The sequence below is a fragment of the Nocardioides agri genome (assembly GCF_013778305.1).
Lineage (GTDB): Bacteria > Actinomycetota > Actinomycetes > Propionibacteriales > Nocardioidaceae > Nocardioides > Nocardioides agri.
This window is the reverse complement of sequence record NZ_JACEIC010000002.1, coordinates 1,247,237-1,270,218: the sequence shown is the minus strand read 5'-3', so window position 1 is coordinate 1,270,218 and position 22,982 is coordinate 1,247,237. Positions and strand designations below refer to the sequence as shown.

Here is a 22,982-nt window from a genome sequence, read left to right as displayed (position 1 = left end):
CTGTCACCGGACCGCCCCGGTCAGCGGACCGAGCCGGCGTACGGCGGAGCGCGCCGCGACCAGGGTCAGGGCGACCGTCGCGACGGCCACCAGCACCGGCAGCCAGAGCTGGCCGTCGGGCACCACGCCCTCGTCACGGGCGACCGCGAACGGCACCACCGTCGCCAGCGAAGCCACGAGCCCGAGCAGCACCCCGATCCCCGCGACGATGCCGGCCTCGGCGAGCACGGACCGCTCGACCTGGGTCGGCGTCGCGCCCAGCAGCCGGAGCCGCTGGAGCTCGGCCCGGCGCCCGGCGACGACGGCGGCGAACGCGTTGACCACCACCACGGCCGCGAAGACCACGATCATGCCGGTGACCAGGTTGTTGAGCAGGTTGATCGTGTCGCCCTCGGGGTGGCCGGCGCCGATCGTGCGGTGGTCGATGCCGACCAGCATCAGCACCCCGGCGGCACCCGCGGTCAGCACGATGACCGGGGCCAGGACGGCGCCGAGCAGGTGGGGGCGCCGCGAGGTGTTCCAGGCCGCGAGCCAGCCGACGACACCGGTCCGGCCGACAGCCGGCGCGCACGCCGACGACAGCCAGCGCAGCAGCAGGGGAGAGAGCGTCGCCAGCCCGATGCCCACCAGGATGCTGCTCGAGCCGCTGGTGCTCATCGCGGCGTAGGGGTCGCTGTCGTGGGCGGTCACCGTGATCGTGACGACCGCCATCGCGACGCCGTACCCGACGAGGAGCAGCCCGATCAGCACCCGCCACCACCGCATCCGGCCGGCGCCGGAGCGGGCCTCGGCGATCGCGAGGGTGGCCGGCCCGCCGGTCGTACGCCGTGCGGTCACCGCAGCGGCGAGCAGGCCGGTCAGCACCACGAGCACGACCGTGACGGCCAACGCGGCGGGGCCGCCGCCGTACTCGACGGTGTCGGAGACCATCCCGCCGTTGCGCAGCAGCGCGAGCAGGACGAAGCCCGCCGGCCACGCGACGAGCGCGCCGAGCACGGCCGCGACGCCGGTGACCACGGCCGCCTCGGCGAGCACCAGGCGCCGGACCTGGCGCGGGGTCGCACCGACGACCCGCAGCAGGCCGACCTCCTCGGCGCGCTGCCGGACGGTGATGCCGAGGGTCGAGGCGACCGAGAAGAGCACGATGGCGCTGCCCCAGCCGCCGACCACGATGCCCATGATCCGCAGCGTCTCGGCATCGTCCGCGGACACCTCACCCGCACCGGTCTGTGCGAGCGTCGCGAACGCGCCGATCAGCGCGGCCCCGAGGAGCACCGAGACGAACGTCGAGGCGTTCGCGGTGACGCGGTGCCGCAGTGACGCCCAGGCCAGGCCGGTCACGACGCCACCACCCGGGTCAGCTGGTCGAGGTGGGCGAGCTGGCCGGCGACGGCGTCGGCGGTCGGGCCGTCCATCCGGCCCGCCACCCGGCCGTCGACGAGGAACACCACGGTGTCGGCGTACGCCGCCGCGACGGGGTCGTGGGTGACCATGACGACCGTCTGCCCGAGCGTGTCGACGGAGTCGCGCAGGAGCGCGAGGACCTCGTGCGCGGTGATGGTGTCGAGCGCACCCGTGGGCTCGTCGGCGAGCAGGACGGCCGGCTCGGTGACCAGGGCGCGGGCGATCGCCACCCGCTGCTGCTGGCCACCGGAGAGCGCGGTCGGCAGGTGGTGGGCGCGGTCCGCGAGCCCGACCCGCTCGAGCAGCCCGCGGACCCGCGCCCGGTCGGACCGGCGGCCGGCGAGCCGGAGCGGGAGGCCGACGTTCTGCTCGGCGGTCAGGTAGGGGAGCAGGTGGAAGCCCTGGAAGACGAAGCCGAGGCGCTCGCGGCGCAGCCGGGTGCGGGCGTCCTCGTCGTCCTCGGTGACGTCGCGGCCGTCGACGAGGACCCGGCCGGCACTCGGGCGCTCGAGCCCGGCGGCGCAGTTGAGGAAGGTCGACTTGCCGGAGCCCGACGGGCCCATCACGGCGGTGAACGAGCCGGGGGCGAAGGCGAGGTCGACCCCGGCGAGGGCATGGACGGCGTTCGGTCCGTCGCCGTAGGTGCGGGTGAGGCCGGTGACCTCGAGAGCGGGATGTGTGGTCATGGCTACGACGCTCCCGTGCCGCGAGCCCCGACTCGATGGTGCTGGACCGCCGGCCGTGGTGGGGTTTTGCCTACCCCTCGCTGTGGTCGAGCTCCATCTCCTGGGGCGCCTCGCCGTCGGTGTCCGGGTGCCGCCGCCGGTGCCGCAGCTCGACCCAGAGGCCGCGTACGCCGCGCCGCGCGCCGCCGACCTCGGTGCCGTCGAGCTCGGTGCCGGGCACGTTGACCGCCCGGACCGCCGCGTCGGTGATCGCCATGACGCCCTCGCCGCGGAAGGTCTCGGGCTCCTGCTCGTCCTCCGGGCCGAGCCCGAGCGCCGCCAGCGCCGAGGGCAGCAGCACCTGCGCGAGCGAGCGGTAGCCGTCGGCCGAGGGGTGGAACCTGTCGGGCCCGAAGAGCAGGGCCGGCGCGGCCGCGAACTCGGGTCCGAGGATCGAGCCGAGGGAGACCGTGCGGCCGCCCCCCTCGAGGACCGCGATCGTCTGCGCCGCGGCGAGCCGCCGCGACCAGATCCGGGCCACCTGCTTGAGCGGCGGCATGATCGGCTCGACGGTGCCGAGGTCGGGGCAGGTGCCGACGAGCACGGCCACGCCTGCCTCGCGCAGCCGGCGGACCGCGTCGGACAGGTGCCGCACGGAGGCCGCGGGCAGCACCCGGTGGGTGACGTCGTTGGCGCCGATCAGGATGATCGCGACGTCGGGCGCGGTCGGCAGCGCCCGGTCGAGCTGGCCGCCGAGGTCCGAGGATCGGGCGCCGACGACGGCGAAGGCGCGCAGGTGCACCCGCCGGTCGGCACGCACGGCCAGCCCGCTGGCGAGCAGCGCCCCCGTCGTCTCCTCGACCCGGTGCACGCCGTAGCCGGCCGCGCTCGAGTCGCCGAGCAGCGCGACCTTGATCGCGGGTCCGGGGCGGCCCCGGCCGTACCACCCGGTGGGGTCCGGGGGAGCGCCCTCGGCGTTGCCGATCGTGCGCCGCGCGGCCTGCGCCTCGAGACGCAGCACGCCGTACAGGCTGGCGCCGAGGACCGAGAGGCCACCGCCGCCGTACGCCGCGGCGGAGGCCAGCTTGCGCGCAGCACCGGCAGTCCCCACAGGCCCCACCCTACGGACCCGTACCGATGAGTACGCCGAGGTTTCCATGTATGTGAGGAGCGCCTCTAGATTGGCCAGATGCAGTACGTGACCTCTCTCCTCGACCTGATCGGCAACACCCCGCTGCTCAGGCTCTCGAAGTCCACAGGCTCCCTCGACGGCGCGAAGGGACCGATCGTCCTCGCCAAGGTGGAGTACCTCAACCCCGGCGGCTCCGTGAAGGACCGCATCGCGACCCGGATGATCGAGGCCGCCGAGGCCTCCGGCGAGCTCCAGCCGGGCGGCACGATCGTCGAGCCGACCTCCGGCAACACCGGCGTCGGGCTGGCGATGGTCGCGCAGGCGAAGGGCTACAAGTGCATCTTCGTGTGCCCCGACAAGGTCAGCGAGGACAAGCGCAACGTGCTCAAGGCGTACGGCGCCGAGGTGGTCGTCTGCCCGACCGCCGTCGAGCCCGAGCACCCCGACTCCTACTACAACGTCTCCGACCGGCTCGCCGCCCAGCCGGGCGCGTGGAAGCCCGACCAGTACTCCAACCCGCACAACCCGCGGTCGCACTACGAGACCACCGGTCCCGAGATCTGGGCGCAGACCGAGGGCCGGATCACCCACTTCGTGGCGGGTGTCGGCACCGGCGGCACGATCAGCGGCACCGGCCGCTACCTCAAGGAGCAGAACCCCGACGTCAAGGTGGTCGGCGCCGACCCCGCCGGCTCGGTCTACTCCGGCGGCTCCGGCCGCCCCTACCTCGTCGAGGGCGTCGGCGAGGACTTCTGGCCCGACGCCTACGACCGCGACGTCGCCGACCGGATCATCGAGGTCTCCGACGGCGACTCGTTCGCGATGACCCGCCGCCTCGCGCGCGAGGAGGCGCTGCTGGTCGGCGGCTCGTCCGGCATGGCCGCCCACGCCGCCATCCAGCTCGCCCACGAGCTCGAGGGCACCCCCGAGGGCGAGGACGCCGTCATCGTCGTGCTGCTGCCCGACTCCGGCCGCGGCTACCTCACGAAGGTCTTCAACGACGACTGGCTGGGCCAGTACGGCTTCCCGGTCGAGGGCGTCGAGCGGCCGGCCATCAACGTCGGCGAGGTGCTGCGCGGCAAGGACGGTCGGCTGCCCGACCTCGTGCACACCCACCCGGGCGAGACGATCGCCGAGGCGGTCACGATCCTGCAGGAGTACGGCGTCTCGCAGATGCCGGTCGTGCGGGCCGAGCCGCCGGTCGTCGCGGCGGAGGTCGTCGGCTCGGTCTCCGAGCGCGCGCTCCTCGACCTGCTCTTCACCGGCACGGCGCGGCTGACCGACAGCGTCAGCCAGCACATGTCGGCCCCGCTGCCCTCGATCGGGTCCACCGAGCCCGCCTCGGACGCCGTCGCCGCGCTCGAGGGCGCCGACGCGCTGCTGGTGCACGAGGACGGCAAGCCGGTCGGGGTCGTCACCCGTCACGACCTGCTGGGCTACCTGGCGCGGGGCTGAGGGCCGGCCCTCCCCTATAGTGAGAACACGTTCTAGTTCTCAGGAGGGGCGGATGACCGCGACACCCGCGATCGAGGGGTGGTTCACCACCGGGCCCGAGTCTGCGCTGGTCGGCTCCCGGTGCACCACCTGCGAGACGGTGTTCTTCCCGCCCCTCCACCAGGCCTCGGGGCCGGGCTTCTGCCGCAACCCAGCGTGCGCGGGCGAGGAGTTCGCGGAGACGCGGCTCTCGCGGCGCGGCACGGTCTGGTCCTACACCGACGCGCAGTACCAGCCGCCCCCGCCGTACGTCCCCCGCAGCGATCCCTACGAGCCGTTCGCCCTGGCGGCGGTGGAGCTGCCCGAGGGTCTCGTCGTGCTCGGCCAGGTGGCCGAGGGGTACGGCGTCGCCGACCTCCGGGTCGGCGCCGAGGCAGAGCTGGTCGTCGAGACCCTCTACGCCGACGAGTCCGGGGAGCGCACGGTGTGGCGCTGGAAGCCGGTCGTCGAGATGGGCGAGGAGGCCGACCAGTGAGCAACCACGACGTGGCCGTGGCCGGGGTGGGGATGCACCCGTGGGGCAAGTGGGGCCGCAACTTCGTCGAGTACGGCGTGCACGCGGCCCGCGCGGCGCTGGCCGACTCCGGCGTCGACTGGCGCGACGTCGACCTGGTCGTCGGCGGCGAGACCGTGCGCAACGGCTACGCCGGCTACGTCGCCGGGGCGACCTTCGCCCAGGCGCTGGGCTGGAACGGTGCCAAGGTCGCCACGTCGTACGCCGCGTGCGCGACCGGAGCGCAGGCCCTCGACACCGCGCGCGCCCGGATCCTCGCCGGCCTGTCGGAGGTGGCGTTGGTCGTCGGCGCCGACACCACCCCCAAGGGCTTCCTGGCGCCCAACGCGGGCGAGCGCTGGGACGACCCCGACTGGCTGCGCTTCCGCCTGCTCGGGATGACCAACCCGGCATACTTCGCGCTCTACGCCCGCCGCCGCATGGACCTCTACGGGGCGACGCAGGAGGACTTCGCGCGCGTGAAGGTCAAGAACGCGCGGCACGGCCTCGCGAACCCCCACGCGCGCTACCGCAAGGAGGTCGGCGTCGAGGACGTGCTGACGTCGGCCGTGGTCTCGGACCCCCTGCACCTGCTCGACATCTGCGCCACCTCCGACGGCGCCGCGGCGATCGTGCTGTGCTCGACGGCGTACGCCGAGAAGCACGGCCTGGGCGGCGGCGTGCGCATCAACGCCATCTCCACGGTCACGCCGACCTTCCCCAACACGGTCATCGACATGCCGCTGCTCTCGACGGACTCGGCGAACGCCGTGCCCGCGCCGGAGCGGACCTTCAAGGAGTCGATCGGCCAGGCGGCGTACGAGGAGGCGGGCATCGACCCCGCGGACGTGAGCCTGGCCGAGGTCTACGACCTGTCGACCGCGCTCGAGCTGGACTGGATGGAGGACCTCCAGCTCTGCAAGCGCGGCGAGGCCGAGGCCCTGCTGCGCGCCGGCGACACCACGATCGGCGGGCGGATCCCGGTCAACCCGTCGGGTGGCCTCGCCTGCTTCGGCGAGGCGGTGCCGGCCCAGGCGCTCGCCCAGGTCTGCGAGGTGACCTGGCAGCTGCGCGGCCAGGCCGCCGGCCGTCAGGTCGAGGGCGCGCGGGTCGGCATCACCGCCAACCAGGGCCTCTTCGGCCACGGCTCGTCGGTGATCCTCAGCCGCTGACGCTCCGCCCCAGGAGCGCGACCAGGCGGTCGACGGCGGACGCGTCCTCCGCGACCGGCTGCGGGCCGCCGAACACCTTCCGCTCGGGTGGCAGCCGCTCCAGCAGGGCCAGGCTGTGGCGGATCGCGCGCTCGGCGACCTCGTCGTCCACGTCCAGCGTGGCCCCCGCGCCGCGGGCGAGGTCCCAGCCGTGGACGAGCGCCTCGATCATCCGCAGCCGCGTCACGGCGACCGCCGACATCGGGCCGAGGCCGGTCGGGAACGTCGCGTCGACGTCGGCCGCCGCGAGCGCCAGGTGGAGGTCGCGCGCGCCGACGGCGTACGTCGTGGGCAGGTCGGCGGTCGGGATCTCGAGCACCTCGTCGCGGATGGCCGCGAGGTCGTAGGCCGCGCCGCCGAGCGAGGTCACGAACGCGCGCTCACCGATGACCAGGTGGCGCGCCACGCCGGCAACGTCCCAGTCGTCGCAGGGCGTGCTGCGGGCCCAGGCGTCGGCGTCGAGGCCCGCCAGCAGCGAGCCGACCGCGGCCTGGGCGTGGGCGAGGTCGTCGAGCTCCATGGCCTCCACTGTGCCTCACGGCTCGGGACCTTTGGCCCATTCCGGGGGACCCTCGGCCCGGTCGGGTGCGGCAGGGTGGCCCCTAGGGTCACTTCCACGTCGGTCACAGCGACCTGGATCGGAGTGCAGATGGACATCCTCGACATCGCGCGGTGGCAGTTCGGCATCACGACCGTCTACCACTTCCTGTTCGTCCCGATCACGATCGGCATCACCGCGCTGGTCGCAGTGATGGAGACGCAGTGGCTGCGCACCCGGAACCCGGAGTGGCTGCGGCTGACCAAGTTCTTCGGCAAGCTGATGCTGATCAACTTCGCGATCGGCGTGGTCACCGGCATCGTGCAGGAGTTCCAGTTCGGCATGAACTGGTCGGACTACTCCCGCTTCGTCGGCGACGTCTTCGGCGCACCGCTCGCAATCGAGGCGCTGCTGGCGTTCTTCCTGGAGTCGACGTTCCTCGGCCTGTGGATCTTCGGCTGGGACAAGCTGCCGCGCGGGCTGCACGCCGGCTGCATCTGGCTCGTCCACCTCGGCACGCTGGCGAGCGGCTGGTTCATCCTGGCCGCGAACTCCTGGATGCAGCACCCGGTCGGCTACGAGTTCAACCCCGACACCGGCCGCGCTGAGCTCACCGACTTCGCAGCGGTGATGTTCAACAAGGTCCAGCTCGTCACGTTCCCGCACGTCGTGCTGGCGGCGTACATGACCGCCGGGGCGTTCGTGCTCGGCATCGCGGCCTGGCTCTACGTCCGTGGCCGGACGCCCGACGCGGACCGCCCGATGTACCGCAGGGCGATCCGGTTCGGTGCCTGGATCACCCTGGTCGCCGGCCTCGGCGTCGCGGTCACGGGCGACTTCCAGGGCAAGATCATGACCGAGGTCCAGCCGATGAAGATGGCGGCGGCCGAGGCGCTCTACGAGACCGAGGACTCCTGCGCGCCGTTCTCGATCTTCACGATCGGCACGCCCGACGGCAGCGAGGAGAAGTTCTCGATCACGATCCCGTGCCTGCTGTCCTTCCTCGCGACCGGCAGCTTCGACGGCGAGGTGCAGGGCATCAACGACCTGAGCGCGGAGTACCAGGAGGAGTACGGACAGGACCCGGACTCCCTGACCTACGACCCGGCCGGTGACTACACGCCGTACATCCCGGTGACCTACTGGACGTTCCGCTACATGATGGGCATGGGCTTCCTCTCGGCGGGCTTCGCCGCGCTCATCCTCTTCCTCACCCGCAAGGACCGGTCGCCGACCTCGAAGTGGTTCGGCCGGATGGCGATCGCGACGCCGATCGTCACGGTCCTCGGCAGCTCGTTCGGCTGGATCTTCACCGAGATGGGCCGTCAGCCCTGGGTGGTGTTCAGCCTGATGACCACCCCGCACGGGGTCTCGCCGGGCGTCAGCAACACCGAGGCCTGGATCTCGATCCTCTCCCTGACGCTGCTGTACGGCGTGCTCGCGGTCGTCGAGATCGGCCTGATCGTCCGCGTGGTGAAGAAGGGCGCCGATCCCTTCCAGGAGCCGCCCGACCCGACGCTCCGAGGCAGCGACGACGACGAAGACCGCCCGCTGGCGTTCGCCTACTGAGGAGGGAGACTGACATGGATCTCACCACGGTCTGGTTCATCCTGATCGCCGTCCTCTGGATCGGCTACTTCACCCTCGAGGGCTTCGACTTCGGGGTCGGCATGCTGCTGCCCTGGCTGGCGCGCAACGACCGCGAGCGCAGGATCATGATCAACACGATCGGTCCCGTCTGGGACGGCAACGAGGTGTGGGTCCTCACCGCCGGCGGCGCCACGTTCGCGGCCTTCCCCGAGTGGTACGCCACGCTCTTCAGCGGCTTCTACCTGCCCTTGCTGCTGATCCTGCTCGCGCTGATCGTCCGCGGCCTCGCGTTCGAGTACCGGCACCAGCGCCCCGAGGCGTCCTGGCACTCGTGGTGGGACCGCGCGATCGTCGTCGGCTCCTACGTGCCCGCCTTCCTGTGGGGCGTGGCGTTCGCCAACATCGTGCGCGGCGTCCCGATCGACGAGGACAAGGAGTTCACCGGCACGCTCTTCACGCTGCTCAACCCGTTCGGGCTGCTCGGTGGCGTGGTGACGCTGCTGCTCTTCCTGACCCACGGTGCGATGTTCCTGGCGCTGAAGACCGATGGCGACATCCGCGTCCGGGCCCGCGGCGTCGCGGTCACCAGCGGTCTGGCCGCCGCGGCCGCCGCGGTCGCGTTCCTGGTCTGGGCGCAGTTCCTGACCGGCAACGGCTGGTCGGCCGTCCTCTTCGTGCTCGCCGCGGCGGCGCTGGTCGCCGGCATCGCCACGGCGCAGGTCGGCCGCGAGGGATGGGCCTTCATCGGGACGTTCGCGTGCATCGCCCTGGCGGTCGCGGGCCTCTTCGTCGGCCTCTTCCCCGACGTGATGCCGTCCTCGACCGACGAGGCCTACTCGCTGACGACCACGAACGCCTCGGCGACCGACTACACGCTCACCGTGATGACGATCGTGGCCGCGATCTTCACCCCGATCGTGCTCGGCTACCAGGCGTGGACCTACTGGATCTTCCGCAAGCGGATCGCCGACCACCACATCCCCGACGCGGAGCTGGAAGCGGTGGCATGAGCCCCACCGATCCCCGGGTCCGGCAGCAGCTCGCACCCGCGCGGCGCGAGCTTGCCGTCGTGCTGATGGCCGGCGCGGTGGGCAGCCTGCTCCTGGTCGGCCAGGCGTGGGCGGTGACCGAGCTGGTGCTGGCCGCCCTCGACGACGGCGCGGTCGGCACCTGGGCGGCGGTGGTCGTCGCGGTGTTCGCCGCCAGGTCCCTGGTCGGCTGGACCAGCGACACGATGGCCGCCCGCGCCGCCGCGGTCGTCGGCACCGACGTACGCCGCCGCGTGGTCCGCGCGATCCTCCGCGACGGCGGCGCCGGCCGGCAGACCGGCGAGCTGGCCAGCCTCGCGACCCGCGGCGCGAGCGCCGCCGAGCCCTACCTCACCCGCTACGTGCCGGCGCTGGTGCTCGCGGGCGTGCTGCCCTGCGTCACCCTGGTCGCGATCGCCACCCAGGACCCGATGAGCGCGCTGATCGTGCTCGTCACGCTGCCGCTGGTCCCGGTCTTCGGCATCCTCGTCGGCCTGGCGACCCGCGACCGCGCGCAGGCCCAGTGGCGCGCGCTGGCCTCGCTGTCGGGCCACTTCCTCGACGTCGTGCGGGGGCTGCCGACGCTGGTCGCGTTCCGCCGGGCCGAGGCCCAGTCGGCGACGATCCGGGCGGTCACCGACCGCTACCGCCGCCGGACCCTGGAGACGCTGCGGATCGCGTTCGCGTCCTCGGCCGTGCTCGAGCTCGTGGCGACGCTCTCGGTCGCGCTGGTGGCGGTGACGATCGGCATCCGCCTGTCGCACGGTGACCTCGACCTCGAGACCGCGCTGGTCGTGCTGCTGCTCGCCCCCGAGGCGTACTGGCCGCTGCGCCGGGTGGGCCAGGAGTTCCACGCCGCCGCCGAGGGGGTCGCGACGTTCGAGGCGGCGAGCGCGCTCGCCGACGCCGACCACGTGACGCCGGTGCGCCGGCCGGGCGCGCTCGGGGTGGACCACGTGTCCGTCGTCCACCCGGGCCGCGTGGTGCCCGCCCTCGACGACGTCTCGCTCGCCGTGCCGGACCGGGGCGTGCTGGCGGTCACCGGGCCGTCCGGCTGCGGGAAGTCCACGCTGCTGGCGGTGCTCGCGGGCCTGCTCGAGCCGACCTCCGGCACCGCGCGCGGACCGGGCCGCGACGCGATCGCGTGGCTGCCGCAGCGGCCGGTCTTCGTGGGCGGCACGGTCGCCGACAACCTGCGCCTCGCGGTGCCCGGGGCGAGCGACCGCGCGATCGTCGAGGCGCTCCGCGCGGTCGCGCTGCCGGTCGCGCCCGACACCCTGCTCGGCGAGGACGGCACCACGCTCTCCGCCGGCGAGCGGGCCCGGCTCGCGCTGGCCCGGGTGGTCCTCGCCGACCGTCCCTACGTGCTGCTCGACGAGCCGACGGCCCACCTCGACCCCGACACCGAGCGGGTGGTCGCCGAGACCGTGCGCGAGCTCGGCCGGCGCAGCGCGGTCGTCGTGGTCGCCCACCGTCCGGCCCTGGCCGAGCTGGCGGACCGCGTGGTCACCCTGCCCGCTCCTGCGCCGGTGGTGCCCGCGCGACCCGTGTCCGTCGCAGCCCGGCCGGTGCCACCGGGCGACCCGACGTCGCCGCGGCGCCACGGGCTCGGACTGCCGACGGTGCTCGGCGGTCTCGCGTCCGCCTCGGGGGTGGCGCTGACGGCGACCGCGGGGTGGCTCATCGTGCAGGCGTCGTACGAGCCGCCGATCCTGACGCTGCTGGTCGCGATCGTCGCGGTGCGCACGTTCGGCATCGCGCGTCCGGTGCTGCGCTACGCCGAGCGGCTGCGGTCCCACGACGTCGCGCTCGGGCTGCTCGCCGACCGCCGGGTGGCGGTCTACGACGCGGTCGTGCCGCTCGTCCCGGGTGCGCTCGGCAGGCGGCGAGGCGACGTGCTGGCGGCCGTGGTCGACGACGTCGACGCGGTGGTGGACCGCGAGCTGCGGGTCCGGATGCCGGTGCGTGGGTTCGCGATCTGCGGATCCCTCGCGGTGCTGGTGGCGCTGGTGGCGGCCCCGGTCGTGGCGCCGGTCGTGCTCGGCGTCTGCGCCCTGGGCGCGGTCGCCTTCGGGCTCGCGCGGGCCGGCGCCGCCCGCGCGGAGACCTCCGCCGTCGCGATCCGCGCCGAGCTCTCAGAGGCGGTGGTCGAGGCGACGCAGGCCGCGGGCGAGCTGACGATGTGGCAGGCCGAGGAGCGAGCCGTCGCCCGCGTGACCGATCTCGCCGAGGCGCTCGGCCGCCGTACCGTAGCCGCCGCCACCTGGGCGGCGTCGGGCCGAGCACTGGTGCTGCTGGGCTCGGGCGTCGGCGTGGCCGCGGCAGCGTGGCTGCTCCCCGGCGAGGTGTCCGGTCCGATGCTGGCCCTGCTGGTGCTGCTGCCACTGGCGCTCGGCGAGGTGGCCGCCGGGCTGGCCGACGCCGGCGCGCTCGCCAGCCGGACCCGGGCCGCGGAGTCGCGTCTGCAGGCGCTGTCCTCGCGCGCACCGGTCGTGACCTCGCCGGCTGCGCCGGTGCCGGTCCCCGGGTCCGCGGTCAGCGTCGACGGGGTGGCGGCCGCGTGGGACGGCCGCGAGGTGCTCCGCGACCTCTCGCTGGGCCTCGGCGTCGGGGAGCGGGTCGCCGTGGTCGGGCCGACCGGGTCGGGCAAGAGCACCCTCGCCGCGCTTCTCCTGCGCTTCGCCGACCCCGTGCGCGGCACGGTCTCGCTGGGCGGCGCGGCGCTGCCGGACCTGGCGCTCGACGACGTACGCCGGACCGTCGGGCTGGTCGACGACGACCCGCACGTGTTCGCCACCACGCTCGGTGAGAACGTCCGGCTCGCCCGCCCGGGGGCCACCGACGCCGAGGTCGAGGCGGCGCTGCGCGCCGCGGCGCTCGGCCCGTGGCTCGACGCGCTGCCCGACGGCCTGGACAGCTGGCTCGGTGACGGGCACGCGCAGGTGTCGGGCGGCGAGCGCGCCCGGATCGCGATCGCCCGCTCGCTGCTCGCCGACCAGTCGGTGCTGGTGCTCGACGAGCCGGCCGCCCACCTCGACCGGGCGACGGCCGAGGACCTCGCCGCCGAGGTGCTCTCCTCGGGCGGTGTGCGCTCGGTCGTGTGGATCACCCACGCCGAGGCGGGGCTCGACCGCGTCGACCGGGTGCTCAGCCTCGGCTGAGCCCGGCGGCGCTCACTGGGTCCGCGCGCAGCCCGCGAGCCTGCTGCCCCAGGCGCGGGCACGGACGGCCTCGCCGGGCAGGAGCGGCCCGGAGGTGCCGCCGACGTAGAACGAGGCAGGCACGTCGGCGAGCGCCCGGTGCCGGCGGCGCAGGGCGCGGGTGGCGGAGCGGGCGGCCGAGCCGGTCAGGTGCCGGGACCGCGCGTCGCGGCGCGTGTCGAACACGGCGAACGTCGGCCGGGCGCCGACCTGGGGCTCGAGGTGCTCGATCCACTCCCGGAGGCCGGGGCCCTCGCAGGCGCGGTCGGCGCCGTGCCGGACGGCGTCGGCACGGGTGACCGACCGGGGCATCGAGAACGCATGGGTGGGGGAGCCGGCGACGACGACGTCGTACGCCGCGAGGTCGACCGGGTCGACCGAGCCGACCGGGGCGACGGTCACGTCAGCCCCGCTGCGCTCGAGCCCGGAGGCCACTTCCCGGGCGATCTTCTCGGTGTTGCCGAACAAGGACTCGTAGACGACCAGTGCCTTCATGATGCCTCCACGCTCCTCCGCCGCCCGTGCGGCCGGCAGGGTCGAACGACGGGAGCGGAACAGGACCTTCGTCCCGGGGTGCACAGGGCCGCCCACCTGATAGGAAAGGGGCATGACCGACGGGATCGTTCGCGTGTACCTGCTGGACGACCACGAGGTCGTGCGCGAGGGGCTCCGCGCGCTGCTGGAGAGCCACGACGACATCGAGGTCGTCGGCGACTCCGGTTCGGCGGTCGAGGCGGCGAGCCGGATCCCGGCGCTGCGGCCCGACGTCGCCGTGCTCGACGCCCGGCTGCCCGACGGCTCCGGCATCGAGGTGTGCCGCACGGTCAGGGCCGTCGACCCGAGCATCCACGGGCTGATCCTCACCTCCTACGACGACGACGAGGCGCTCTTCTCGGCGATCATGGCCGGGGCGTCGGGCTACGTGCTCAAGCAGATCCGGGGGTCCGACCTCGTCGACGCGGTGCGTCAGGTGGCGGCCGGCAACTCGCTCATCGACCCGGCGATGACCGCGACCGTCCTCGAGCGGGTGCGGCACCCCGCCGCGACCGTCGCCCCCGAGCTCGCCGAGCTCACCGAGCAGGAGCTCAAGCTGCTCGGGCTGATCGCGGAGGGGCTGACCAACCGACAGATCGGCGAACGGATGTTCCTGGCCGAGAAGACTGTCAAGAACTACGTCTCGAGCATCCTCGCCAAGCTCGGCCTCGAGCGGCGCACCCAGGCCGCGGTGCTCGCCAGCCGACTGCTCGACAGGGACCCGGGCTCAGCGGGCTAGCGGCACCCGCCACACGAACGACGTGCCGTGCGGGGCGCGCCGCGACAGCTCGAGACGACCGCCCAGTGCCTCGGCCCGCCGGCGCGCGTTGCGCAGCCCGCTCTCGCGGCTGACCTCGCCGATCCCGACGCCGTCGTCGTCGACGGTCAGCCGCAGCTCGCCGTCCTCGATGACGACCTCGACGTCGGCGTGGTTGGCGGCGGCGTGCCGGGCCAGGTTGGACAGTGCCTCGCGGAGCACGGGCAGCAGCTGGTCGCGCACCTCGGGCGGCACGGCCGTGTCGACGGGGCCCGAGGTGTGCACGTGCGGCGCGAACTTCAGCAGCGGCGCGTACTCCTTGACCAGCCTGCGCAGGTCGGCGCGCAGCGACGTGCCGCTGCTCTGGTGCTGGAGCTCGAAGATCGTGCCGCGGATGTCGCGGATGGTGCCGTCGAGCGCGTCGACGGCCTGCCGGACGATCTCGGTGACCTCGACGTCGCCGCTGCGCGTCTCGGCGCGCTGCAGCTGGAGGCCGGTGGCGAAGAGGCGCTGGATCACGAGGTCGTGCAGGTCGCGCGCGATCCGCTCGCGGTCGGAGGTGACGGCCAGCTCGGCCCGGTCGTCGATGCCCTGGGCGCGGTCGAGCGACAGCGCCGCGTGCTCGCCGAAGGACACGAACAGCTCGCGCTCCTCCACCGCGAGCGGCCGGCTGCCGGGCGGGTAGAACGCGATCAGCAGGCCCCGGCCGACGAGGTGCGTGCGCAAGGGGACGGCGAAGGCGTCGTAGCCCCCCACGGACAGCTCGGTCGGCTCGGTCAGGGGCTGCACGGCGACGAGGTCGATCGCGGTGTCGAGCGCGGCACGGTCGCCGGGGGCGGTGGCGGTCTGCGCCCGGCCGTCCGCGCCGGTGATCGTCGCCGCCACCGCCACGGAACTGCCGACGGTCTGCGCCGTGCGGGCGACCGCCTGCAGGGCCGCGGCGAGGTCGACCGGCGGCTGCACGGCCTCGTCGAGCTCGGCGGCGGCCTCCAGCCACTGGCGCCGCCGCTCGCTGAGGCCGTAGGCGCGGGCGTTGTCGATCACGAACCCCGCCGTGGTCGCGAGCGACCCGACCAGCAGCTCGTCCTGCTCGGTGAACGACTGCCCACCGGCCTTCTCGGTGAGGTAGAGGTTGCCGAAGACGGTGCCCCGGATGCGGACGGGCACGCCGAGGAAGCTGCTCATCGCCGGGTGGTTGGGTGGGAAGCCGGTCGCGTCCGGGTGCTGCGTCAGGTCGTCGAGCCGGATCGGGACCGGGTGGCGGATGAGCAGCCCGAGGATTCCGCGCCCGTGGGGCAGCTCGCCGATCGCCGCGTGCTCCGCGGCGGACAGGCCGGTGGTCACGAACTCGACGAGCGCCGACTGGTCGCCGATCACCCCGAGCGCGCCGTACCGGGCCTCGGTCAGCCGGGTCGCCGCCTCGACGATCCGCGAGAGCACGCTGTGCAGGTCGAGGTCGGAGGAGATGGCCGCGACCGCGTCGAGGAGGGTACGGGTGGAGTCGGGAAGGGCGGCGTCGCTGTCCACCCGGCCAGTCTGCCGCAACGGCTCACACGGCGCGGCGCACCGGCAGCTGCTGCAGCGGGTCCCAGCCCGCGCCGATCTGGCGGCCGCTGAGCTCCGTCCACGGGATCCGCAGGTGCAGGTGGCGGGCGCCGGCGGCCCACGGTCGAGGCTCCCAGGTCTCGTGGATCTGCTCCAGCTCGACGGGGTCGGTGACCGCAGAGGCACGGCCCCTGGCCACCACGCTCCACCCACGCCACCGCTCGTGGTCGACGCCGTCGACCTCGAAGGCGAGCATGGCGCCCCGGCCGTAGGTGCCGAGCAGGCTGTACGGCGAGGTGCGCAGCACCACCGCCTCGCCGACCACGGAGTAGTTGACCGGCACGATGTGCGGGCCGTCGGGGGTGGACAGGGCCACCCGGCCGGTGATGCCGGCTCGGAGCAGCCGCTCGCACTGGTCATGTGTGAGCTCGATGGCTTCCTGCACGGCTGCCTCCTCGGTCGGTGTTCCGACCATGCTGCGCCCCCGGCAGCGGGCGGTGGAGGGCCGTTGGTCCCGAGATCCTGGGGCGTTCGGGGCTGGGCCGCGCGGGTGCGCGGGCGGAAGGTGAGGTATGACCAAGAACCTCATCCCGCCGGGCACGATCGTGGTGGGGCTGGACGGCTCCCCGTCCGCGGAGCGTGCCCTCGACTGGGCGATCGAGCAAGCCGTTCGTGAGCACCGCCAGCTGACGCTGGCGCACGGGATCGACGAGCTCCACCACGTCTGGGCCGACCCCATGACCTCGACCGCGCCGGTCGTCATCGCGGCACTGCACGAGGACGCGGCCGGCATGCTCAAGTGGGCCAGTGACCACGTCGCGGCCAAGGCGCCCGGCCTGGTCGTCCACCAAGCCGCCTGGACGGCGGACCCCCGGACGATGCTGCTCGAGCTCGCCGAGCACGCCCACCTGCTGGTGCTCGGCTCCCGCGGTCGCGGCCCGGTCGCCAGCCTGCTGCTGGGCTCGGTCGGCGTGGCGGTCATCCGGCACGCGGCCTGCCCGGTCGTGGTGGTCCGGCCGACCGACCTCGGGGCCGTGCGGCACGGCGTGCTCGTCGGCGCCGACGGCAGTCCCTCGTCGCTCGCGACCGTCGAGCACGCCTACCTGCAGGCCTCGCTGCACGACCTGCCGCTGACGATCCTGCACGGACCACGCGGCATCTCCGCCTACGAGACGGCGGAGGAGCTCCGGCTGCGGGCGTCCGAGCCGCTGAGCGGTCTCGCCGAGAAGTACCCCGACGTGCGCGCCCGGCTGCTCGTGGCGTCCGGGCTGGTCGACGAGGAGCTCATCCACGCCTCGGAGCGGATGAACCTCGTCGTCCTCGGCGCCCACCGCGGCGGCCGGCTCTCCGCGCTGGTGAACGGCTCGGTCGCGCAGATCGTGGTCGAGCACGCGAAGTGCCCCGTCATGGTCGTGCCGCTGGCGGACGGGCGCTGAGGGCCATCAGGACCAGCGTCGGGAAGTCCTCGGCCAGCCACACCGGCTGCACCTCGCCGACGACCTGCCAGCCGCGGTGCCGGTAGACCGCGACCGCGCGAGCGTGGACGGGTACGACGTCCAGCACCGGCCGGCGTCCCGACGCCCGGATCCACTCGACAGCGGTGTCGTGGAGCCGACCGCCGACCCCGGTGCCGACGACGTCGCCGGCGACGAAGAGCACGGCCAGCTCGGCGAGTTCATCGGTGCCGAGCGCATCGAGGAACGGCCCGCGCAGCCCGTCGCCCAGCGTGTGGACCGCCACGTGCCCGACGACCCGGCCCTCGACCTCTGCCACCCACGCTCGCTCCTCGCCGGGCCGCACGAGGAAGTCCTCGACCGGGATCGGCAGCGGCCAGCGGACGGGGTACTGGGTCGCGGCCTGCTGCTCGGCCAGCGCCTGCGCGAGGAGCGGCACGTCCTCCGGCCGCCGCTCGCGGACCAGGAGGCTCACGTGAGGTCGCCGTCGACGTAGACCCACCGGCCGCCGCGCTGCTCGAAGCTGCTGCGCTCGTGCATCTGGCCGGGCACTCCGTTGCGCTCGAAGGACGCCGTGAACTCCACCCAGTCCGCGCCCGCGCCGAGGATCTCGAGACCGGTCCACGTCAGGCCCGGGTCGGCGGCGAGGTCGTCGGGCCGGGTGCGCGGGTGCCAGGTGCGGAACACGTGGTCGAGGTCTCCCACGGCGTACGCCGCGTAGCGCGACCGCATCAGCTCCTCCGGGGTCTGCGCGAGGGCCGCGCCCCGGTGCAGGCGCCCGCAGCAGGCGTCGTACGACGTGCCGGAGCCGCACGGGCAGGGCTGCTGGAGGGCCATGACCGAAGATTACGGTTGCGCGGCCGCAGTAGCGTGATGACGTGACTGCTCCCTCCATCAGCACGGTCGGAGAGCTGCGTGCCTCCGGCCACGTCCAGAAGCACCTGCGCGAGGAGATCCGCGACAACCTGCTCGCCGCGCTGCGCGAGGGCCGCGACCCGTGGCCCGGCCTGCACGGCTTCGACGACACCGTCATCCCGCAGCTCGAGCGGGCCCTCATCGCCGGCCACGACGTGGTGCTGCTCGGCGAGCGCGGCCAGGGCAAGACCCGGCTGCTGCGCACCCTGGTCGGCCTGCTCGACGAGTGGACGCCGGTGATCTCCGGCTCCGAGCTCGGCGAGCATCCCTACGACCCGATCACCGTCACCTCGCAGCAGGCGGCCGCCACCTACGGCGACGACCTGCGCATCTCCTGGCAGCACCGCGACGAGCGGTACGCCGAGAAGCTGGCGACCCCCGACACCAGCGTCGCGGACCTGATCGGCGACGTGGACCCGATGAAGGTCGCGGAGGGCCGGTCGCTCGGTGACCCCGAGACCATCCACTTCGGGCTGATCCCGCGCAGCCACCGCGGGATCGTCGCGATCAACGAGCTGCCCGACCTCGCCGAGCGCATCCAGGTCGCGATGCTCAACGTGATGGAGGAGCGCGACATCCAGATCCGCGGCTACGTCCTGCGGCTGCCCCTCGACGTGCTCGTCGTCGCCAGCGCCAACCCCGAGGACTACACCAACCGCGGCCGGATCATCACGCCGCTCAAGGACCGCTTCGGGGCCGAGATCCGCACGCACTACCCGACCGAGCTCGACGACGAGGTCGCCGTCATCCGGCAGGAGGCGCACCTGGTCGCCGACGTGCCCGACCACCTCGTCGAGATCCTGGCGCGCTTCACCCGCAACCTGCGCGAGTCCTCGTCGGTCGACCAGCGCTCGGGCGTCTCCGCGCGCTTCTCGATCGCGGGCGCCGAGACGATCGCCGCCGCCGCGCTGCACCGGGCCACGGTGCAGGGCGAGGCGGAGCCGGTCGCCCGGGTGGTCGACCTCGAGACCGCGGTCGACGTGCTCGGCGGCAAGATCGAGTTCGAGACCGGCGAGGAGGGCCGCGAGACCGAGGTGCTCACCCACCTGCTCCGGACCGCCACCGCCGAGACCGTGCGCCAGCACTTCCGCGGGCTCGACTTCGCGCTGCTCGTCGACGCCATCGAGTCGGGCGCGATGGTCACGACCGGGGAGCGGGTCACCGCCCGCGAGTTCCTCACCGGCCTGCCGGTGCTCGGCGAGTCCGAGCTCTACGACGAGGTGTGCGACCGCCTGGGCGCCACCAACGACGGCCAGCGCGCCGGTGCGATCGAGCTCGCGCTCGAGGGGCTCTACCTCGCCCGCAAGATCGGCAAGGACACCGACGGCCTGGAGACCGTCTACGGGTGAGGCGACCATGAGGAACAGGACCCGGTTCAAGCGGTACGACGGCGGCGACCCGCTCGCGCCGCCGGTCGACCTCGCCGAGGCGCTCGACGCCATCGGCGAGGACGTGATGGCCGGCTACTCGCCGGAGCGCGCGATGCGGGAGTTCCTGCGTCGCGGTGGGCGGGACCAGAGCGGCCTCGACGACCTCGCCCGCCGGGTCGCGGAGCGCCGTCGTGAGCTCACCCAGCGGCACAACCTCGACGGCACCCTCCAGGAGGTCAAGGAGCTGCTGGACCGGGCGGTGCTCGAGGAGCGCAAGCAGCTCGCGCGCGACGCGATGATGGACGACGGCGACCGGGCGCTGCGCGAGATGCAGCTCGAGAACCTCCCGCCCAGCACCGCCGCCGCGGTCAGCGAGCTCGCGTCGTACGACTGGCAGAGCCGCGAGGCCCGCGAGGACTACGAGCGGATCAAGGACCTGCTCGGCCGCGAGCTGCTCGACCAGCGCTTCGCCGGCATGAAGCAGGCGATGGAGAACGCCACCGACGAGGACCGCGCCGCGGTCAACGAGATGCTCGGCGACCTCAACGAGCTGCTCGAGAAGCACCGGCTGGGCGAGGACACCCAGGACGACTTCGACGAGTTCATGGCCAAGCACGGGGACTTCTTCCCGGAGAACCCGCAGAACATCGACGAGCTGCTCGAGTCGCTCGCCCAGCGCTCGGCCGCAGCCCAGCGGATGCTCAACTCGATGTCACCCGAGCAGCGCCAGGAGCTGATGGAGCTCTCCGCGCAGGCGTTCGGCTCTCCGGCGCTGATGGACCAGCTGGGCCGGCTCGACGACAACCTCCAGGCGCTGCGCCCCGACCTCGACTGGGGTGGCTCGGAGCAGATGTCGGGCGAGGAGGGGCTCGGGCTCGGCGACGGCACCGGCGTCTTCCAGGACCTCGCCGACCTCGACCAGCTCGCCGAGCAGCTCTCGCAGTCCTACGGCGGGGCGCGGATGGACGACCTCGACCTGGACAGGCTCGCCCGGCAGCTCGGCGACCAGGCCGCGGTCGACGCGCGGACCCTCCAGCGGCTCGAGCAGGCGCTGCGCGACTCGGGCTACCTCCAGCGCGGGTCCGACGGGCAGTACCGGCTCTCGCCCAAGGCGATGCGCCAGCTCGGCAAGGCGCTGCTGCGCGACGTCGCGGAGCGGATGTCGGGCCGCCAGGGCAACCGCGAGCTCCAGCGGGCCGGTGCGGCGGGCGACCTCTCCGGCGCCACCCGGGCGTGGGAGTTCGGGGACACCGAGCCGTGGCACGTGCCGCGCACGATGCTCAACGGCGTGCTCCGCCGGGCCGGCGACCCCACGGGTCCGCGCCTGTCGATCGAGGACGTCGAGGTGCAGGAGACCGAGGCCCGCACCCAGGCGGCGGTCGCGCTGCTGGTCGACACGTCGTTCTCGATGGCGATGGACGGCCGCTGGGTGCCGATGAAGCGCACCGCGCTCGCCCTGCACACGCTGATCCGGTCCCGCTTCCGCGGCGACGACCTCCAGCTGATCGGCTTCGGCCGGCACGCGGAGGTCATGGAGATCGAGCAGCTCACCGCGCTGGACGCGAAGTGGGACAAGGGCACCAACCTGCACCACGCGCTGCTGCTCGCCAACCGCCACTTCCGCAAGCACCCCAACGCCCAGCCGGTGCTGCTGATCGTCACCGACGGCGAGCCGACCTCGCACCTCGAGCCCGACGGCGATGTCTACTTCGCCTACCCGCCGCACCCGCTCACGGTCGCCTACGCCGTCCGCGAGCTCGACAACGCGGGCCGGCTCGGCGCGCAGACGACGTTCTTCCGGCTGGGCGACGACCCGGGCCTGGGACGGTTCATCGACCAGATGGCCGAGCGCGTGGACGGCCGGGTCGTGGCACCCGAGCTCGACGACCTCGGTGCCGCCGTGGTGGGCAGCTACCTGGGCGCCCGCGGCCGTGGCGGCCCGTGGGGCGGGGGCGGCTACGGCGACTGGTTCGGCGGTCGTGGCTTCTGGGTGGGCGACTGAGCGCTGGGCGTGCGCCTCAGCTCAGGGTGTGGGCGGGCGTCTGCGGCTCGAAGCCGAAGGCCCGGTGCAGCCCGGCCATCCCGCACACCGACACGAACGACGCGCTGGCGCCCACGAAGCGCAGCTGCCCGCGCCGCGCCATGGCGGCGTTGCGCAGGTGCACGAAGGCGCCGAGACCGGCGGCGTCGACGAACGTCACGTCAGTCGCATCGACGGTGAAATCGGTGGTCCCGTCGGCGAGCGCTCCGGCGACCTCGCGGCGCACGGAGCGCGAGCTGAGGATGTCGAGCTCACCGCTGACGGTGAGGTGAGCATGCGGCGGACGGAGCTGGATGACTGACGAGAACGGCACGGTTTCTCCCGGGCGAGCAGTGCTACGGCCGGAGACGGAGTCGCCAGGTCGGCGGTTCACGAGAAGCCTCGGTCACCTTCGAGAGTACGCGGGCCTCGAGAAGGCCGGCCACCCCCGTGCGGGTGGGGCTCAGGCGCGGCGCACCCGCTCCCAGTTGGCGCACGCCTGGGTCGAGGTCCGGCGTACCCCCGCGCAGGACGGCTGGTGCAGGGGAGGCTCGAGCTCGTCGGTGTGGACGTCACGGACCATCAGCTCCTGCACCAGCCGGTGGGCGTGCCCGATCAGGCAGTCACAGGTGATCAGCCGCTCCCAGTAGCGCTTCTCCAGGCCGGTCGCGGTGGGTGAGCGCAGGTCGCGGAAGCGCCGCGCCCACAGGTAGGTGGTGTCGCAGCCGTGCTCCTCCACCATCCGGGTGACGAAGCACACCAGGCACTCGCCCTCCTGGGGCTCCGCCTCGACCACGGCCTGCAGGTAGCGCTCGGCCTCCAGGGCCACCGACGTCTCGCTCATGGGTCCTGTGTAGTGGTGAGCACCGACAGTGCTGCCGGACGTGAAGCGACCGCGTGCCGCACCCGGGGGCAGTGCGGCACGCGGCCGGTCTGGGGGAGGGAGGCGTCAGCCGACGGTGCTGAGCGCGAGCTTGGTCAGGTCGATCGAGCTCGGGATCGAGGGCGCGGTGGCGTCCATCGACATGGCGTTGGCGTAGACGATGAACTTGCCCTTGCGCGCGAACAGCATGTTCATGACCGTCGACGTCTCCGGGCAGTCGGCCTTCGTCTGGTAGCCCCAGCGCTCGTCGCCGAGCGTGAACTTGATCTTCTTCATCGAGGTCTTGCAGTCCGGCAGGCTGCCGCCACCGCCGCCACCCGTGCCGCCACCGCCGCCGGGGCAGTCCTTCGTGGAGGCCTGGTAGCCGTGCAGGTAGGCGATCGCAGCCTTGGCGTTGGGGAACTTCATCGCCGTCACGGTGACCATCGGGGTCGCGCCGGTCGGCATGAGGGCGGACGGGTCGGCGGTCGTGTAGTCCGGCGAGTAGGACGCGGAGGTCGAGCTGGCACCCTTGATCGCCTTGCCCGGCTTGCACTTCTTGCCGGGGCCGATGACCTTGCTGGACGACGCGTTCGCGATGCCGCCGGCGAGGTGGGGGTAGATGCCGGCGACGGCGTCGATGGTGGGGACCTTCGCCGGGGCGGCCGCGGTGGCGGTGGTCGCGGCGGCGGGCAGGATCAGGGCGGGGACGGCCAGCGCGATCAGCGCCCGGCTCAGCCAACGGCGGTGCATGGTGGTCTCTCTCTCGG

At 73.5% G+C, this 22,982-nt stretch carries 22 protein-coding genes; 10 read left to right on the top strand and 12 right to left on the bottom strand.

Features of this window, described 5'->3' with window-relative positions; genetic code table 11:
* Window positions 1–3: 3 nt before the first annotated feature.
* The 3 genes from HZF07_RS10665 to HZF07_RS10655 form a co-directional block, all read right to left on the bottom strand.
* On the bottom strand, window positions 4–1,341 hold the full coding sequence (locus tag HZF07_RS10665) for an FtsX-like permease family protein (protein ID WP_181645042.1): 1,338 nt from the start codon (window positions 1,339–1,341) through the stop codon (window positions 4–6).
* On the bottom strand, window positions 1,338–2,090 hold the full coding sequence (locus HZF07_RS10660) for an ABC transporter ATP-binding protein (protein WP_157341527.1): 753 nt from the start codon (window positions 2,088–2,090) through the stop codon (window positions 1,338–1,340). Before HZF07_RS10660 ends, HZF07_RS10665 begins: the two co-directional genes overlap by 4 nt.
* A gap of 70 nt (window positions 2,091–2,160) precedes the next feature.
* Window positions 2,161–3,180, bottom strand: coding sequence for an SGNH/GDSL hydrolase family protein (locus HZF07_RS10655; protein ID WP_181645041.1), 1,020 nt, complete (start codon window positions 3,178–3,180; stop codon window positions 2,161–2,163).
* Window positions 3,181–3,258: 78 nt separating this feature from the next.
* On the opposite strand from HZF07_RS10655, the gene HZF07_RS10650 reads away from it, so the two are divergent.
* The 3 genes from HZF07_RS10650 to HZF07_RS10640 are packed head-to-tail and all read left to right on the top strand — an operon-like array spanning window position 3,259 to window position 6,360.
* Complete coding sequence (locus HZF07_RS10650; protein ID WP_157341523.1) at window positions 3,259–4,656, top strand: cystathionine beta-synthase; 1,398 nt, start codon at window positions 3,259–3,261, stop codon at window positions 4,654–4,656.
* 52 nt (window positions 4,657–4,708) lie between these two features.
* On the top strand, window positions 4,709–5,170 hold the full coding sequence (locus HZF07_RS10645; RefSeq protein WP_157341521.1) for a Zn-ribbon domain-containing OB-fold protein: 462 nt from the start codon (window positions 4,709–4,711) through the stop codon (window positions 5,168–5,170).
* Window positions 5,167–6,360, top strand: a complete 1,194-nt coding sequence (locus HZF07_RS10640; RefSeq protein WP_181645040.1) for a lipid-transfer protein — start codon at window positions 5,167–5,169, stop codon at window positions 6,358–6,360. Before HZF07_RS10645 ends, HZF07_RS10640 begins: the two co-directional genes overlap by 4 nt.
* Here HZF07_RS10640 and HZF07_RS10635 read toward each other — a convergent pair.
* Window positions 6,350–6,919 carry a TIGR03086 family metal-binding protein gene (locus tag HZF07_RS10635; protein WP_157341519.1) on the bottom strand — a complete coding sequence of 190 codons (570 nt, stop codon included), beginning with the start codon at window positions 6,917–6,919 and terminating at the stop codon, window positions 6,350–6,352. The genes HZF07_RS10640 and HZF07_RS10635 overlap by 11 nt on opposite strands.
* A gap of 129 nt (window positions 6,920–7,048) precedes the next feature.
* Here HZF07_RS10635 and HZF07_RS10630 point away from each other — a divergent pair, with 129 nt between their 5' ends.
* From HZF07_RS10630 to cydD, 3 genes are read left to right on the top strand one after another with little or no spacing between them, the layout of a single operon-like run.
* A complete protein-coding gene (locus HZF07_RS10630) occupies window positions 7,049–8,506 on the top strand; it encodes a cytochrome ubiquinol oxidase subunit I (protein WP_157341517.1) in 1,458 nt (485 codons plus the stop codon).
* A gap of 14 nt (window positions 8,507–8,520) precedes the next feature.
* Window positions 8,521–9,537, top strand: a complete 1,017-nt coding sequence (gene cydB, locus HZF07_RS10625; protein ID WP_157341515.1) for a cytochrome d ubiquinol oxidase subunit II — start codon at window positions 8,521–8,523, stop codon at window positions 9,535–9,537.
* On the top strand, window positions 9,534–12,716 hold the full coding sequence (gene cydD, locus HZF07_RS10620) for a thiol reductant ABC exporter subunit CydD (protein ID WP_157341513.1): 3,183 nt from the start codon (window positions 9,534–9,536) through the stop codon (window positions 12,714–12,716). Before cydB ends, cydD begins: the two co-directional genes overlap by 4 nt.
* A gap of 12 nt (window positions 12,717–12,728) precedes the next feature.
* Here the strand turns inward: cydD and HZF07_RS10615 are convergent, their stop codons facing one another.
* Window positions 12,729–13,250, bottom strand: coding sequence for a flavodoxin family protein (locus HZF07_RS10615; RefSeq protein ID WP_157341511.1), 522 nt, complete (start codon window positions 13,248–13,250; stop codon window positions 12,729–12,731).
* Window positions 13,251–13,362: 112 nt separating this feature from the next.
* On the opposite strand from HZF07_RS10615, the gene HZF07_RS10610 reads away from it, so the two are divergent.
* A complete protein-coding gene (locus HZF07_RS10610) occupies window positions 13,363–14,028 on the top strand; it encodes a response regulator (protein ID WP_157341509.1) in 666 nt (221 codons plus the stop codon).
* On the opposite strand, the gene HZF07_RS10605 is transcribed toward HZF07_RS10610, so the two are convergent.
* Complete coding sequence (locus HZF07_RS10605) at window positions 14,017–15,573, bottom strand: GAF domain-containing sensor histidine kinase (RefSeq protein WP_181645039.1); 1,557 nt, start codon at window positions 15,571–15,573, stop codon at window positions 14,017–14,019. The two genes, HZF07_RS10610 and HZF07_RS10605, sit on opposite strands and share 12 nt — an antisense overlap.
* A 22-nt stretch (window positions 15,574–15,595) precedes the next feature.
* On the bottom strand, window positions 15,596–16,036 hold the full coding sequence (locus tag HZF07_RS10600; RefSeq protein WP_157341506.1) for a pyridoxamine 5'-phosphate oxidase family protein: 441 nt from the start codon (window positions 16,034–16,036) through the stop codon (window positions 15,596–15,598).
* A 127-nt stretch (window positions 16,037–16,163) separates the two neighbouring features.
* On the opposite strand from HZF07_RS10600, the gene HZF07_RS10595 reads away from it, so the two are divergent.
* The gene (locus tag HZF07_RS10595; protein WP_157341504.1) at window positions 16,164–17,027 is read left to right on the top strand and encodes a universal stress protein; all 864 of its coding nucleotides are present in this window, start codon (window positions 16,164–16,166) and stop codon (window positions 17,025–17,027) included.
* On the opposite strand, the gene HZF07_RS10590 is transcribed toward HZF07_RS10595, so the two are convergent.
* Both HZF07_RS10590 and HZF07_RS10585 read right to left on the bottom strand, forming a co-directional pair.
* On the bottom strand, window positions 16,996–17,520 hold the full coding sequence (locus tag HZF07_RS10590; RefSeq protein ID WP_198346381.1) for a GNAT family N-acetyltransferase: 525 nt from the start codon (window positions 17,518–17,520) through the stop codon (window positions 16,996–16,998). The genes HZF07_RS10595 and HZF07_RS10590 overlap by 32 nt on opposite strands.
* Window positions 17,517–17,882 (bottom strand): YchJ family protein, encoded by a 366-nt coding sequence (locus HZF07_RS10585; protein WP_157341503.1) that lies wholly within the window; start codon window positions 17,880–17,882, stop codon window positions 17,517–17,519. Before HZF07_RS10585 ends, HZF07_RS10590 begins: the two co-directional genes overlap by 4 nt.
* 41 nt (window positions 17,883–17,923) lie before the next feature.
* Between HZF07_RS10585 and HZF07_RS10580 the strand changes: the two genes are divergently transcribed.
* Window positions 17,924–19,309 (top strand): MoxR family ATPase, encoded by a 1,386-nt coding sequence (locus HZF07_RS10580; RefSeq protein WP_181645038.1) that lies wholly within the window; start codon window positions 17,924–17,926, stop codon window positions 19,307–19,309.
* A 7-nt stretch (window positions 19,310–19,316) separates the two neighbouring features.
* Window positions 19,317–21,332, top strand: coding sequence for a vWA domain-containing protein (locus tag HZF07_RS10575; RefSeq protein ID WP_157341501.1), 2,016 nt, complete (start codon window positions 19,317–19,319; stop codon window positions 21,330–21,332).
* 16 nt (window positions 21,333–21,348) lie between these two features.
* Here HZF07_RS10575 and HZF07_RS10570 read toward each other — a convergent pair whose 3' ends face one another.
* The 3 genes from HZF07_RS10570 to HZF07_RS10560 form a co-directional block, all read right to left on the bottom strand.
* Window positions 21,349–21,684 carry an STAS domain-containing protein gene (locus HZF07_RS10570; RefSeq protein ID WP_157341500.1) on the bottom strand — a complete coding sequence of 112 codons (336 nt, stop codon included), beginning with the start codon at window positions 21,682–21,684 and terminating at the stop codon, window positions 21,349–21,351.
* A gap of 129 nt (window positions 21,685–21,813) precedes the next feature.
* Complete coding sequence (locus HZF07_RS10565; RefSeq protein WP_157341498.1) at window positions 21,814–22,194, bottom strand: DUF2695 domain-containing protein; 381 nt, start codon at window positions 22,192–22,194, stop codon at window positions 21,814–21,816.
* 105 nt (window positions 22,195–22,299) lie between these two features.
* The gene (locus HZF07_RS10560; protein WP_157341496.1) at window positions 22,300–22,965 is read right to left on the bottom strand and encodes a hypothetical protein; all 666 of its coding nucleotides are present in this window, start codon (window positions 22,963–22,965) and stop codon (window positions 22,300–22,302) included.
* Between the last annotated feature and the right edge of the window lie 17 nt (window positions 22,966–22,982).

What these genes read in the sequence shown, in the direction of transcription:
- HZF07_RS10660 (WP_157341527.1), bottom strand. Translation starts at nt 2,090, where the DNA reads ATGACCACACATCCCGCTCTCGAGGTCACCGGCCTCACCCGCACCTAC.
- HZF07_RS10650 (WP_157341523.1), top strand. Translation starts at nt 3,259, where the DNA reads ATGCAGTACGTGACCTCTCTCCTCGACCTGATCGGCAACACCCCGCTG.
- HZF07_RS10645 (WP_157341521.1), top strand. Translation starts at nt 4,709, where the DNA reads ATGACCGCGACACCCGCGATCGAGGGGTGGTTCACCACCGGGCCCGAG.
- HZF07_RS10635 (WP_157341519.1), bottom strand. Translation starts at nt 6,919, where the DNA reads ATGGAGCTCGACGACCTCGCCCACGCCCAGGCCGCGGTCGGCTCGCTG.
- HZF07_RS10630 (WP_157341517.1), top strand. Translation starts at nt 7,049, where the DNA reads ATGGACATCCTCGACATCGCGCGGTGGCAGTTCGGCATCACGACCGTC.
- cydB (WP_157341515.1), top strand. Translation starts at nt 8,521, where the DNA reads ATGGATCTCACCACGGTCTGGTTCATCCTGATCGCCGTCCTCTGGATC.
- cydD (WP_157341513.1), top strand. Translation starts at nt 9,534, where the DNA reads ATGAGCCCCACCGATCCCCGGGTCCGGCAGCAGCTCGCACCCGCGCGG.
- HZF07_RS10615 (WP_157341511.1), bottom strand. Translation starts at nt 13,250, where the DNA reads ATGAAGGCACTGGTCGTCTACGAGTCCTTGTTCGGCAACACCGAGAAG.
- HZF07_RS10610 (WP_157341509.1), top strand. Translation starts at nt 13,363, where the DNA reads ATGACCGACGGGATCGTTCGCGTGTACCTGCTGGACGACCACGAGGTC.
- HZF07_RS10595 (WP_157341504.1), top strand. Translation starts at nt 16,164, where the DNA reads ATGACCAAGAACCTCATCCCGCCGGGCACGATCGTGGTGGGGCTGGAC.
- HZF07_RS10585 (WP_157341503.1), bottom strand. Translation starts at nt 17,882, where the DNA reads ATGGCCCTCCAGCAGCCCTGCCCGTGCGGCTCCGGCACGTCGTACGAC.
- HZF07_RS10575 (WP_157341501.1), top strand. Translation starts at nt 19,317, where the DNA reads ATGAGGAACAGGACCCGGTTCAAGCGGTACGACGGCGGCGACCCGCTC.
- HZF07_RS10565 (WP_157341498.1), bottom strand. Translation starts at nt 22,194, where the DNA reads ATGAGCGAGACGTCGGTGGCCCTGGAGGCCGAGCGCTACCTGCAGGCC.
- HZF07_RS10560 (WP_157341496.1), bottom strand. Translation starts at nt 22,965, where the DNA reads ATGCACCGCCGTTGGCTGAGCCGGGCGCTGATCGCGCTGGCCGTCCCC.